We start from the raw sequence: 13,181 nt of genomic DNA on the forward strand, positions 1-13,181 counted from the left end.
TTAAAAATATAACAATTTAGCTTCAAATAAGCGAGTGGTATGGGTCTGACTTTATAAATACTTGCTAAAATCTAGAGATTGGTTTTACAAATGGTCTCGGTAGTTGATTTATGACATCTGCGCCCAGATACAGACAAATAGCCTTCGCAGAGGGGCGAGAGTTAAATAAAGCTGGCAATGATGATATAATAAGCGGCTTTTAGGGTTTTGCTTTGGCAGGGCTCTTTAAATATACTTTTTTTGAATAGATTTTTTCAAAGGCAGTTTATCCAGTGCTGTGTTTGCAGCTATGGTTAGATTTGCAGCTATTTTTGAAAAAATATCTTTGATAAGTTGCTGGTTAAAATTGTTTGTTAAAGCTCTAATAGAGTTTGGCTGGCAGGTGAACGTTATATTTATGGTCTATCAATAATGAGATTAGTGGTCATTGGGGTCAATCACAAAACTGCACCAGTCGCTCTACGTGAGCGCTTGGTGCTTGTGGGTGACGATGTGGCTCTCGGGCTTAGGCAGCTACAAGGCTTTACTGATGGTAGCGTGATAGTCTCGACTTGTAACCGCACTGAGATTTATGCGCTAGTCCCACAGATATCAGGCGCGCCAATATCAGAACAGCAAGTTGCTACTGTTGTCTCTACCAATAATACTAGTAGCTCTCAGACCTCTTCAGCGGCCATCAGCGCCCATATCTTAAAAATCAAACAGTGGCTGGCGGATTTTAAGCAGTTGCCACTAAGTGAAGTCGACCCTTATCTGTATGTCCATCGTGATACTCATGCTTTGACGCATTGGCTGAGAGTCGCCGCTGGGCTTGATTCTATGATACTGGGTGAGCCGCAAATACTGGGTCAAATCAAGCGCTCCGTCCATCTGGCGCAAGATCAAAACGCACTCAGTAATCAGCTGGGCTGGGTTGTCGATCAAGTCTATGCTGCTGCTAAGCGGGTACGTAACGAAACCCAAGTTGGCGCTCAAGCGGTATCGCTTAGCTATGCTGCGGCCAAATTGGTGACGCAAATATTTGACGATTTATCCAATCGCACCTTATTGGTGGTTGCCGCAGGCGAGATGAATCGCTTGGTGGCGACGCATATTGCTGGGCTTGGGGTTGGGCGGGTTATTATTTGTAACCGTAATCCTGAGCGCGCTGAAGCTTTAGCTGCCGAGCTGCGTCGACCAGGACGTCTCGTTGAGGTCAAGCCTCTACAACAGCTACCGCAAGTATTGGCAGAAGCCGATATTGTCAGTAGCTGTAGTGGGAGTATGGATTTACTGATTGATAAAACCATGACGCTGCGAGCGCTTAAAATTCGTCGCTATCAACCGATGCTGATGATCGATTTGGCAGTTCCACGCGATATTGACTCGACCATTAGCCGCATCGATGATGTGTATTTGTATTCTGTCGATGATTTGCAGCATGTGATTGCCGGTAATATTGAGCAACGCCGCCAAGCAGCGGTAGATGCTGAGCTGTTAGTCAGCCAGTTGGTTGTTGAGATGGATCGGCGTTTTCAAGTGCGTCAAGTGGGCAAGGACATTCAAAAGTATCGGGCGCGCACCCACGATCAAGTCGATAAACTGCTGCATGAGTCTATTGCTAAGCTGCAACAGGATAACGCCAGTCCTGAAGACATTATCACTGAATTGTCACGGCGTTTGACCCAGACGTTAACGCACGCACCATCGAAATTGATGCGAAAAGCGGCGCGCGAGGGTGATAATGAATTGCTAGACTTTGTGGTATCAGGGCTACAAGATGCTCACCGTAGCCATCGATAGTTGTCATCTATTTATCAATAATTTTTAAATCACATAAACGCTATTCCCATGCAAAATTATTATGCAAATATAGCGTTGTCAACCTGCATTATCAGTGCTAATATCAAGCTGTTATGAATATATTAAGTAGTGATAATTTGCTGTTATGCTGTAATAGTACGTCGCTGACTACTATTTTTTTAAAAATTACGTTTTAAAAAATCCCAGCGCATTTATTCTCACTTAATATCTGCTCATTTCACTAGCTATCAATGACCATTATTATCCTTCTACCTCTGCGTAGCAATAATGATGGTGCGCACATCATATGCGTTTTCGTTTAACGTTAAGAACACCAACGACGTAAAAGATACAACCATCAACGGCAATAGCGCTAGGATAAAGTGCTATATCGTCAACCCAGCGTCAAACTCTCGATTATTACTCGATATTAGTACTTAGTTCATACTATCTATAGTAGTATTTGGCTATCCTATTTTTTGGTCAAAAAAACATTTAATCAAAATAATAGTTGGCCTAAATTTGCTAAGATAATATCTAAATTTTGTTCAAACCCATACTTAAAAAACATTACAACAGACAGGAGCGTCACATGACTGCATTACGTCAAGATATTGATCCAAACGGCTTATTAGAATACTCAGTGGTTTATACCGACCGCGCCCTCAATCATATGTCAAAAGCCTTTCAAGAGGTGATGAATGATTTATTGAGCAACCTAAAAACAGTTTATAACGCTGAAGCAGCGGTTATCATTCCAGGTTCTGGTACTTATGGTATGGAAGCGGTCGCCCGCCAGCTGACCATTGACGAAGACTGCCTAATCATCCGTAATGGTTGGTTTAGTTATCGTTGGACGCAAATTCTAGAAAAAGGTAAATTTGCCAAATCGTCTACAGTCTTAACGGCTGAGCGTGCTGATGATGGTGAAGCACCAAAACCATTCGCGCCAGTCGATATCGACAGTGCTGTTGCCAAAATTAAAGAAGACAAACCAGCTATCGTTTATGCCCCGCACGTTGAAACCTCATCGGGTATTATTTTAACAGAAGACTACATCAAAGCATTGAGTGAAGCAGTACATAGCGTTGGTGGTTTATTGGTCATCGACTGTATCGCCTCAGGTTGCGTATGGCTCGATATGAAAGACTTGGGTATTGATGTCCTAATCAGTGCGCCGCAAAAAGGTTGGAGCAGTACCCCATGTGCAGGTCTTGTCATGCTAAGCGACGCTGCAATCAAAAAAGTAGAAAGTACTGAATCTAATTGCTTCAGTCTTGATTTGAAACAATGGCTAACGGTCATGCGCGCTTATGAAAATGGCGGTCATGCGTACCATGCCACCATGCCAACTGATAGCTTACGCCAGTTCCGCGATACTATTAACGAGGCCAAAGAAATTGGCTTTGATAAACTATGCGCGGCACAGTGGGAATTGGGCAACCGCATCCGTGAAGTATTGGCTGGCAAAGGTTTTGAAAGTGTGGCGGCTGATGGCTTTAAAGCGCCAGGCGTTGTGGTCTCTTATACCGACCGTGATGATATCCATAAGGGCAGTGCCTTTGCTGAAGCTGGATTACAAATTGCCGCTGGCGTACCATTAAATGTTGGTGAGCCTGATAACTTTAAAACCTTCCGTTTGGGTCTGTTTGGTTTAGATAAACTAACGGACGTTGACGGTGCGGTAGAGCGTTTTGAAAAAGCACTCGATGAAGTATTAGCAAAATAATTTGAGCAGTTGACTGGTTTATTAGCCAATAGGTTTATTTAGCCAGTCAGTAATCAAATAAAGAGATACTGAGCCTTGCATACGCGGGGTTCAGTATTTTTTTACCTATTTATTATGTTTTATTATATAATGTTTTATTATAAATCGATTTCTAAAACTGTTCTTATAGCATTCACAAAAATTAGAGTAGCAAGGAAAACGAGTGCAAGTGCTACGTACTGTAGACTAAACGAGTTTGACCCAGCTAATCGTACTTTTTGAGTTTGGTATTAATAAAAATTGGCTTAGGTAACTATTATGAGTATACAAATAGACTGGCAAGCATTTACGCCACTCTCTTTAGTAGGTGGTCTGATACTGGGCGTCGCAACCGTCATCCTGTTATTAGGTATTGGGCGTATTGCTGGGATTAGTGGTATTTTCTCAAGTTTATTAAAGCCCAAGCGTGTAGAGATGTGGCAGGTATTATTTATACTGGGTCTGGTCGTCTCGCCACTATTTTATAGTTTGGTAAAACCGTTACCTGATATAGAAGTTAGTACCTCACTGCCGTTATTAATTGGCGCGGGGTTGCTGGTCGGTTTTGGCACACGTTTAGGCTCAGGCTGTACCAGTGGACATGGTATCTGTGGTAATGCGCGCCTGTCTCCACGTTCGATGGCGGCGACGGTGACTTTTATGTTCTTTGGTATTGTGACGGTTTATTTGGGTCGGCATATTTTGAGTGTGTTTTGAATCACAGTATGAGTAATAAGTATGTCATTTATACACGAGGCGGATAAAAAATTTCTGGCGTACTGTGCCTGCGCAGACAGAGGCTGCAAAAATTTCTATCCGCCTCTCTATAACCTTTTAAAACGAATTAACTATACCAGCGAAAAATTAATAAAAGAGAATAGCGAGAAATAATAATGCTAAAAAATATAATTGGATTACTAGCAGGGTTACTATTTGGTTTTGGACTGCTGATATCTGGAATGACCGATCCTGTTAAAGTACAAGGGTTTTTGGACGTCTTTGGGGCGTGGGATATTTCACTTGCGCTAGTGATGGGCGGTGGTTTGATAGTGGCAATCGTCGGTGTACAACTGGCGAAGCGTCAACAGACCAGCTGGATTGGCACGTTAATTGAAATGCCAAGTAAAACGATGATTAATAAAAAACTATTAATCGGCGCGATGCTATTTGGTATCGGTTGGGGTTTGGTTGGTATTTGCCCAGGTCCCGGTATCGTGCTACTTGGAACAGGACAGTGGCAGGCTTATGTCTTTATCCCAGCGATGATAGCGGGCATGCTAATCTATCAATGGCTTGAGCCCAAGCTTAATTAGCATGGGCTGGTTTAATAATATCCTCAAAAATAAGTTAGCTTTGTCAAACTCGCTAAACCTACCGATTGTAGTGCTTACGCTCGTTTTCCTTGCCACCTTAGCTTTTGAAGATATTATTTTGTGCTAAAAGTTACTTTTGGCGTTTCATGGGCCAGTGATTTAGCGGCTTGGCGTAGCTCAAACTTCTGCACTTTACCGGTACTGGTCTTCGGTATTTCGGCAAAAACGATATATTTTGGCACTTTAAAACCCGCTAAATATTGTGTGCAATGCTCCATTACATGGTCACGCTGTAAAGTGCTGCCAGCATAAATCTCGATAAAGGCAACGGGCACTTCGCCCCATTTATCATGCGGTGCGGCGACGACAGCACAGCTTTGAATTTCTGGCATTTTATATAAGACGTTTTCGACTTCAATACTGGAGATGTTTTCACCGCCTGAGATGATGATATCTTTGAGGCGATCCATAATTTTAATATAGCCATCAGGATATTTAACGCCCAAATCACCAGTACGAAACCAGCCATCAGCAAAGGCCGCTTCGGTGGCTTTTCGGCTTTTTAGATAGCCTTTCATCACCATATTGCCGCGCAGTGCCAACTCACCCATTTCTTCACCATCGGCAGCAACGGGTTCAGTCGTTCCTTGCTTAAACACATCAAATCCTGTCATAAGATGAGAGGTGACGCCTTGGCGTGATTTTTTCTGTGACCGTTCTGCGACATCGAGCGCATTCCATTCTTCTTGCTCCGCACAGACGGTGACCGGTCCATAGACTTCGGTCAGTCCATAGACGTGGGAGATATGAAAACCCATTTCCTCCATAGCAGCGAGCATGGTTTCAGAGGGCGGCGCACCAGCGACCCAGCCGTTGACTTCGTGGGTGATGGCGTCTTTATATTCAGGCTTGCCGCTGGCAATCATATTGTGTACCACAGGCGCTGAGCAATAATGGCTGACTTTATACTTGGCAATCAATTGCAAAATTAAATCCGCATTAATCTGACGCAAACAGACGTTGACGCCTGCGCGCTCTGCAATCGTCCACGGAAAGCACCAGCCATTACAATGAAATAATGGCAGCGTCCATAGGTACATCGTATGCTTGGGCATGTCCCAATCTAGAATATTGGAGATGGCATTGAGCGTCGCGCCGCGATGATGGTAGACCACGCCCTTGGGTTTGCCAGTCGTACCAGAGGTATAGTTGAGGGCGATGGCGTCCCATTCGTCTAATGGTTTTTCCCAGTTGTCTAAGCTGTCGGAGCTGGCAATGAGTTCGTCATAAGTCATTTGCCCAAAACGCTCGGTATCGACGGCAGCATCGGTGGCATGAATAACAGTAAGGTTAGGAAAAGCTTCATCAATAATTTCAGCGTGCTCAGCAAACTCACTGTCTAAAATTAATACTTTGGCTTCTGAGTGCTGCAAGCAAAAGGTCAGCGCATTGATATCGAGTCGGGTGTTCAGTGTACACAGCACGCCGCCTGACATCGGCACCCCAAAGGCACACTCAACCATCGCTGGCGTGTTCGGCATCATAACCGCCACCGTGTCGTTTTTATCAATGCCCAATTTACGCAGACCATCCGCTAGCTGCCGGCAACGATCGTAAGTCTGCTGCCAGCTTTGGGTTAGGTTATTATGTTCTAGGTCATCATAGATGATGGCGGTTTTATCAGGATAAACCTGCGCGCTGCGGATGATAAAATCAATAGGGGTAAGCGGTTGATGGTTGGCAGGATTTTTGCCAAGACCGGTGTGAAAGTCAGTCATTGTGATAGTCCTTTATCGTTGTTCTAGTATTCGGTAATACCATTTTTTATCGAAACTACTGTATCAGTAACTGGTTATTATAGACAATCGCGGTGAAAGATTGGGCTGATTTTGTGGTGTTTACTTAACCAAATGCTATCGATCAGTGAGGTCAATAGCTGTCATCGATAGCTAGGAGAACATAGTGTTCACTCATCAGTCGCTTGTCTGCATAGCTGATAATAATGGCGGTGTGTTACGATAGTGGTAACGCTAAATCCCATAGCCGCTCTACTTTTAAGAAGTAGTTTGATAAACCATTCATAAGGAAAATGATATGTCCGCCAGCCATACTGCCAATACCATTGAGACTGCTAGCACCAATGAACACTATCCGCATTTATTTGAGCCACTGGATTTGGGCTTTACCACGCTAAAAAATCGCATGGTCATGGGCTCAATGCATACGGGTCTTGAAGACCGTTTTTATAATTACGGTAAGTTGGCGGCATATTTTGCAGAGCGTGCCAAAGGCGGCGTGGCGATGATGATCACGGGCGGCATCTCGCCCAATCGCGAAGGCTGGTTGCTGCCTGCTGGCGGTACGATGAATACCAAAGCTGACGTCATTAATCATCAGCGTGTGACCCGTGCTGCGCATAAATATGATAGCAAAATCATCATGCAAATATTGCACAGTGGTCGTTATGGTTATCATCCATTTGTGGTGTCATCAAGTCCGATAAAATCACCAATCTCACCATTTAAACCGCGTAAGATGAGTATCAAAAACATCGAGCAGACGGTAAAAGACTATGCACGCTGTGCAAAATTGTCTAAGCAAGCGGGTTATGACGGCGTTGAAATCATGGGCTCAGAAGGCTATTTACTCAATCAGTTTTTATCGCGTCATGTCAATAAGCGCGACGACGAATACGGCGGTGATATTCAAGGTCGTATGAAGCTGGCTGTCGATGTGGTCAAAGCAGTACGCGAAGCGGCCGGTGAAGATTTTATTATTTTGTTCCGCTTATCAGTGATTGATTTGGTCAAAGACGGCAACGTCATGGATGAAGTTATCACCGTCGCCAAAGCCTTAGAAGAGGCGGGCGTGACCATCATGAATACCGGTATCGGCTGGCATGAAGCGCGCGTCCCAACGATTGTTACCAGCGTACCGCGTGCCGCGTTTGTTGATTTTACCGCTGAAATTAAAAAGCACATCAGTATCCCGATGATGGCCGCCAACCGTATCAATATGCCAGAAACGGCTGAAGAAATCGTCGCTAGTGGTCAAGCAGATATGATTCAGATGGCGCGCCCATTCTTAGCCGATGCGCATTGGGTTAATAAAGCCAAAAACGGTCAAGCCGATCGCATCAATACCTGTATCGCTTGTAACCAAGCTTGCCTAGACCATACTTTTGAAAATAAACGCTCGACTTGTCTGGTCAATCCACAAGCTTGCTACGAGACTGAGTTGGTTTATAAGAAAACCAAAAAACCTAAAAAAGTTGCCGTTATCGGTGGTGGTGTGGCTGGTATGTCAGCCGCTCATGTCGCTGCCTTGCGTGGTCATGATGTGACTTTATTTGAAGCAAAAGATATCTTGGGTGGGCAGTTTAACTACGCCAAAGTTATCCCTGGTAAAGAGGAGTTCTTTGAAACCATTCGCTACTATATCAACGAGCTTGAGCACTTAGGCGTTGAGATTAAACTCAATAGCAAAGTCGATAAAGACATGTTAGAGAAAGCCAAATTCCATCACGTCATCGTTGCTACTGGTGTCGTTCCTAGAAGTCTTGCAGGTAAATTGGAAGGCGCTGATTTACCACAAGTGATGAGCTATGCTGAATTGCTCTCTGGTGAAAAATCAGTCGGTGATACCGTTGCTGTCATCGGTGCGGGCGGTATTGGTTTTGATGTTAGTGAATATCTCACAGCGCGCCATGGTCAGCCGCTCGATGAGCTAGGCCCTGAATTGCTAAAAGATCCAAGCTATCGTCCAAAAGCGCAATCGGTCAGCGAATGGCGTGAAGAGTGGGGCGTAACGGAGGATACTGAGTATCAAACCGATGGTGGGTTGATTAAGCCTGAGGCCATTAAACCTATTCGTCAGGTATATTTAATGCAGCGTACCAAAGGTCGCTTGGGCCGTGGTCTCAATAAAACCTCGGGCTGGGTACATCGTGCGCACATTAAATCGCATGGTGTCATCCAAGTATCAGGCGCGCAGTACGATAAAATCACCAATGAGGGTATTTGGATCACCAACAATCAAGGTCAAAGCCAGTTGCTACGTGTCGATAGCGTCGTGGTCTGTGCTGGTCAAGAATCAGTGGTTGAGCTGATGCCAAATGTTGGTGATGCACCAGACGCGCAATATCACCTAATCGGTGGCGCAAAGCTAGCCGCTGAGCTAGATGCCAAACGCGCCATTCGTGATGGCGCAGAGGTTGCGGCGAGTATTTAGAATTTAAATTAGAGCTTATAAGAGCGGCAAGGTAGATTATCTTGCTGTTTTTTTATATAGTTAGAGTTCGGATATTTAGTACTTTGTAAGATTGTAAATCTCAATCATCATTTGCCAATAGCTATCATAGTACTAACGCCAGTAAATGTATTGCCGGATAAAGTGTTGCCTACAATAGTTAATGACGATAATCCTCCATAAATATTTAAACCAATGGGTGTAAGGTTTATTATATTAATAACCAAATTATCGTCCATTATTTTAAATTGAAGCAAAGGTTGGTCTAAGAAAGTCACTTCATTACCATACTCGGTAGTATTTAGTTCATACTTAACATCATTAACTTTATTTTTTGATATTATATTGTGCCATCTATTTGTATTATTTCCTTTTATTGGTGCATTAAACCATAATAATGTTTTGTGACTTTCATTGTCACGTCCTATGAGAAAAACAGGATTACCTTCAACCTCAAAAATTATTTCACCTTCATTGAACGTGTTGCTGCAAACCCAGACTTTATTAAAAGGACTATATTCTTTAGGCAATTGCTTATTCATTTCCGAATCCTGCTGCTTTAGGTTTGTTTTCTGAGAAGTGCTTCTCAATTCTTGAGATCGTTTTTTTCTTATCTGAAGGTGATATTATATATAAAGCCTCGAATATTACTGCCAATACTATGAGGATTAGTAGAGTGAGTCCTTCGGTGTTTGATACAGTTTCGATCCCATTAAAATATTTATGGTTTAGCCATTTAGCTAATACTGTAATAGAAAAAACACTCGTACCAGTAAAAAAAGTGTGTGCCCAAATTGGTAGTAAGCTATTAACCTTTGTTAATTTTAGGAAATCACTATTTTCTAGAGGGAAAGGGGTATGAACTGTAGCTCCTCGATAAAGGCCATCAGAGCTTATTCTTATTGTTTCATTTCCTTGTTTTTTACCATCCACTAGTCAATATCCTTTATACGTGCTATTCAATTTATATATTTTACACTCTTGTATTATAAATGGTACTCAAACAATAAACTAATTTTCATAATGTAGCTCAAACTATTAGCAAGATGGTATAGAAACTAGCTCTACACTCGCTACCCAGAAACTACCTCCCAAAACCCCACATCCATGCTAGGCTAAACCCTTCAGCGATAATCGATCGTACTCATCAACCACGCCATAAAAAAGGATTTTATAATGGTAGTGTTAAAAACACTGTTTAAATGGATCGTTTTACCTATTATAGCGCTACTGATTATTATCAGCTTGGGCTTAGTGGTGACGGGCAACGCTTATATCTTTCGCGGCTTACAGCTCACTTATCTTAAAGGTGAAAATACCGCCAATATCGATGATTATGTCGATTTTGATAATCGTACTATCCGCGCCAAAGACGCTATCGTTTGGCAGAAAGATCCTAACTTTGAGCAAGTCAAACTGACGCCTACCTTACAAAATGCTTTAGATACCGATGAAACTGTCGCCTTTGCCATTATCAAAGACGGCAAACTGCTGTACGAAAACTACTGGCAAGGCTACGGCAGCGATTCGCACACCAATAGCTTTTCGATGGCAAAAACCGTCACCACTATGCTGTATCTCAAAGCGGTAGAAGATGGTTATATATCAAGCGTTGATGAACCAATTAGCAAGTGGCTGCCTGAATACGCGGACAACAAGTATGCGCAAAACTGTACCCTCGCAGATTTCTCAGCGATGACCTCGGGTTATGATTGGACCGAGGATTATTACTTTCCTATTAATCCCACGGCAGAATCTTACTACGGACATGATTTAGTCAAGCAAATGGTCAATCGAGAGTTTGTCGAAGAATGTGGTGGCCAGTTTGAATACTCGTCCGGCGACACGCAAATGCTCGGTATTGCTTTATCACGGGCATTAGAGCCGCATGGCTATACCGTTTCTAGCTATTTAGAAGAGAAGTTTTGGCAACCACTTGGTATGCAAGGTGATGCGTATTGGTCGCTTGATGGGGCTTCAAGTATCGAAAAAGTATATTGCTGTCTTAATGCCAGCGCTTTAGATTTTGCCAAATTTGGGCAGCTATTATTAAACGGTGGCGAATGGCAAGGCGAGCAGCTACTTAGCAAAGAACACGTTAACTTTATGGTTACGCCCAACGCATCAGCATTTGCAGCAGGGCAAGCGCAAGTTTACGGACATTCGGTGTGGATGGATATGGACAGTCCGATTCCGTTTTATGCCATGCTGGGTCATTTAGGTCAGCGCGTATTGGTTTTACCAGAAGAAAATGCAATTATTGTCAGATTAGGCAAGCAGAAAGGTTTGCCCACACCGGTAGAAGGCTTTCATTTGGAGCCGGATTTGGGTCAGTATGTGACTGAGGTTAAGACTATTTTGGGTGGTTTGGTGGAGTGATGGGGTTGTTAGACATTTCATACGTAGCTGTATGAGCTAAAAACTACTGGCTCACACAGCTGTCGTTATTATTGGCTCATTTTTTCAATATTACCTAATGTGAGACCAGTTTCTTGGGTGCTGAAGATAGTGATGCCTGTATCGTCGATTTTATCATCCATAACCAATCTACCGATTCTATTGCTGGCTTCTTGATTGCCTTGGTCAGCCGCTTTTTTATACCATTCAAAAGCTGTGTCATAATCTTGCGGTACGCCGTAACCGTTCTCGTAGAGACCACCAATATTGAATTGTGCTATGTCTAACCCTTGATCAGCAGCTTTGGTATACCACTCTAAAGCACTATCATAATCTTGCGTCACGCCGTAGCCGTTTTCGTAAAAATTACCAATATTATTTTGAGCGTCAAAAGATCCATTGTTAGCTGCTAATAGATACCACTGCATTGCTTTTTGATAGTCTTGCTCAACACCAATACTCTCATGATACATAATCCCGAGATTGAATTGAGCATCAGTGTATCCTTGGTTAGCAGCTTGTCGAAACCATTCAAGTTTTTTTATCTCATCTTGTTTAACAGCAATACCTTCATGATACATAACTCCAAGATCGAATTGAGCATTAGCATATCCTTGGTTGGCGGCTTGTTCAATCCATTCGAATGCTTTTTGGTAATTTTGATCTACGCCCAAACCTTCATAATACATAATACCTAGATAATGTTTAGCAGGGGCATAGTCTTGATTGGCAGCTTTTTGAAACAGTTCAAAAGCTTTGTCATCATCTTCAGTAACTGAGTCGCCTTCGTAGTAGGCTAGTCCGAGTTTATATATTTCAGTAGGAGTGCTTTGATTGGGTGATATCTGTGTGTTTGATGATTCCGCTGAGCAAGCAGAAGCTAGAAAACTACTGGATAGTATTGTGGCTAATAATAAAGTCTGAATTAAAGGGGTAATTTTTTTTTGATACATTAAAATTCCTTTTGTTAATTTTTCTAGCTATTAATTTTTAGGGAATAATATTAATTATTCAATTCTATAGTACTAGGATTATTATATTGTTTTTCATTCAAGTCATAGCAAGGCAAACTATAGTCATATAGTAGTTCTATTAAAGTACGCGCTTCAGAATATTCATATTCATATTCGTAATTTTCTCGCATATCCGTCATATACATAAATATAGTGGCTTTATTATTGCAGAGTATACGAATATGTTTAGCTATTTCATCAGAGCTGCTTGAGGTTTTGACTATATAATTATTTTTGTCAATTTTATCAGTCATGTCTACCCAACCTTTTTTGAGAAGATAGCTATGTAAACGTAACAGCTTATTCTTGTTAAATTCGGGACTGACGTACCAAGCAGTGAACCAAACTTCTCGATTAATATAATCATATTCACTTTTGTTAAAGTTAATGAAGTTTGCGACATCATTCAACTGAGATATTAACCAACTTTCTTTCTCAATCAATTCTTGTTGATATATTTCAAGCTCTTTATCTGGTTCTAAATCAATAAACGATATAAAAAAAATAAAAAATACAAAAACAAATAAGATGTTGGATAATTTATACTCTTTACCTCTTATTTTCACTGATTATTGTCCTGTATATTCTATGATTTTTTTTGCAGCGTTATACTTCATATCTGCTGCTATAGTCAATCCCACCTAAAAGTGTTATAAACTAATTATCAAACCCAATTGCTAC

At 42.1% G+C, this 13,181-nt stretch carries 11 protein-coding genes; 6 read left to right on the top strand and 5 right to left on the bottom strand.

The genetic code is table 11. The features are described from left to right. The first annotated feature begins 411 nt into the window (after positions 1–411). The 4 genes from hemA to EI162_RS07660 all read left to right on the top strand — a co-directional run bounded on the left by hemA (position 412) and on the right by EI162_RS07660 (position 4,842). Positions 412–1,782, top strand: coding sequence for a glutamyl-tRNA reductase (gene hemA, locus EI162_RS07645; RefSeq protein WP_192523784.1), 1,371 nt, complete (start codon positions 412–414; stop codon positions 1,780–1,782). 592 nt (positions 1,783–2,374) lie between these two features. Then, on the top strand, positions 2,375–3,511 hold the full coding sequence (locus EI162_RS07650; protein WP_192523785.1) for an aminotransferase class V-fold PLP-dependent enzyme: 1,137 nt from the start codon (positions 2,375–2,377) through the stop codon (positions 3,509–3,511). Positions 3,512–3,808: 297 nt separating this feature from the next. Continuing rightward, positions 3,809–4,246, top strand: coding sequence for a YeeE/YedE family protein (locus EI162_RS07655; RefSeq protein ID WP_192523786.1), 438 nt, complete (start codon positions 3,809–3,811; stop codon positions 4,244–4,246). Positions 4,247–4,422: 176 nt separating this feature from the next. Then, positions 4,423–4,842, top strand: a complete 420-nt coding sequence (locus tag EI162_RS07660) for a DUF6691 family protein (protein ID WP_192523787.1) — start codon at positions 4,423–4,425, stop codon at positions 4,840–4,842. A gap of 113 nt (positions 4,843–4,955) precedes the next feature. On the opposite strand, the gene EI162_RS07665 is transcribed toward EI162_RS07660, so the two are convergent. After that, complete coding sequence (locus EI162_RS07665; protein ID WP_192523788.1) at positions 4,956–6,620, bottom strand: AMP-binding protein; 1,665 nt, start codon at positions 6,618–6,620, stop codon at positions 4,956–4,958. A gap of 316 nt (positions 6,621–6,936) precedes the next feature. Here EI162_RS07665 and EI162_RS07670 point away from each other — a divergent pair, with 316 nt between their 5' ends. Beyond that, complete coding sequence (locus EI162_RS07670; RefSeq protein WP_192523789.1) at positions 6,937–9,072, top strand: NADPH-dependent 2,4-dienoyl-CoA reductase; 2,136 nt, start codon at positions 6,937–6,939, stop codon at positions 9,070–9,072. Between the two features lie 107 nt (positions 9,073–9,179). Here EI162_RS07670 and EI162_RS07675 read toward each other — a convergent pair whose 3' ends face one another. Next, positions 9,180–9,632: a hypothetical protein gene (locus EI162_RS07675; RefSeq protein ID WP_192523790.1), complete on the bottom strand. Its 453-nt coding sequence runs from the start codon at positions 9,630–9,632 to the stop codon at positions 9,180–9,182. After that, the gene (locus EI162_RS07680; protein ID WP_192523791.1) at positions 9,625–10,023 is read right to left on the bottom strand and encodes a hypothetical protein; all 399 of its coding nucleotides are present in this window, start codon (positions 10,021–10,023) and stop codon (positions 9,625–9,627) included. The genes EI162_RS07675 and EI162_RS07680 overlap by 8 nt, the downstream gene beginning before the upstream one ends. Before the next feature lie 243 nt (positions 10,024–10,266). Here EI162_RS07680 and EI162_RS07685 point away from each other — a divergent pair, with 243 nt between their 5' ends. Further along, positions 10,267–11,469: a serine hydrolase domain-containing protein gene (locus EI162_RS07685; RefSeq protein WP_192523792.1), complete on the top strand. Its 1,203-nt coding sequence runs from the start codon at positions 10,267–10,269 to the stop codon at positions 11,467–11,469. A 68-nt stretch (positions 11,470–11,537) separates the two neighbouring features. On the opposite strand, the gene EI162_RS07690 is transcribed toward EI162_RS07685, so the two are convergent. Then, positions 11,538–12,440 carry a tetratricopeptide repeat protein gene (locus tag EI162_RS07690; RefSeq protein WP_192523793.1) on the bottom strand — a complete coding sequence of 301 codons (903 nt, stop codon included), beginning with the start codon at positions 12,438–12,440 and terminating at the stop codon, positions 11,538–11,540. A gap of 50 nt (positions 12,441–12,490) precedes the next feature. Continuing rightward, positions 12,491–13,066, bottom strand: a complete 576-nt coding sequence (locus tag EI162_RS07695; protein WP_192523794.1) for a hypothetical protein — start codon at positions 13,064–13,066, stop codon at positions 12,491–12,493. Positions 13,067–13,181: the final 115 nt, after the last annotated feature.

The sequence above is a fragment of the Psychrobacter sp. FME6 genome (assembly GCF_014861365.1).
Taxonomy (GTDB): domain Bacteria; phylum Pseudomonadota; class Gammaproteobacteria; order Pseudomonadales; family Moraxellaceae; genus Psychrobacter.

Coding starts and splice junctions, on each gene's coding strand:
- EI162_RS07655 (WP_192523786.1), top strand. CDS start 3,809: ATGAGTATACAAATAGACTGGCAAGCATTTACGCCACTCTCTTTAGTA.
- EI162_RS07665 (WP_192523788.1), bottom strand. CDS start 6,620: ATGACTGACTTTCACACCGGTCTTGGCAAAAATCCTGCCAACCATCAA.
- EI162_RS07690 (WP_192523793.1), bottom strand. CDS start 12,440: ATGTATCAAAAAAAAATTACCCCTTTAATTCAGACTTTATTATTAGCC.
- EI162_RS07670 (WP_192523789.1), top strand. CDS start 6,937: ATGTCCGCCAGCCATACTGCCAATACCATTGAGACTGCTAGCACCAAT.
- EI162_RS07685 (WP_192523792.1), top strand. CDS start 10,267: ATGGTAGTGTTAAAAACACTGTTTAAATGGATCGTTTTACCTATTATA.
- EI162_RS07675 (WP_192523790.1), bottom strand. CDS start 9,632: ATGAATAAGCAATTGCCTAAAGAATATAGTCCTTTTAATAAAGTCTGG.
- hemA (WP_192523784.1), top strand. CDS start 412: ATGAGATTAGTGGTCATTGGGGTCAATCACAAAACTGCACCAGTCGCT.
- EI162_RS07650 (WP_192523785.1), top strand. CDS start 2,375: ATGACTGCATTACGTCAAGATATTGATCCAAACGGCTTATTAGAATAC.
- EI162_RS07660 (WP_192523787.1), top strand. CDS start 4,423: ATGCTAAAAAATATAATTGGATTACTAGCAGGGTTACTATTTGGTTTT.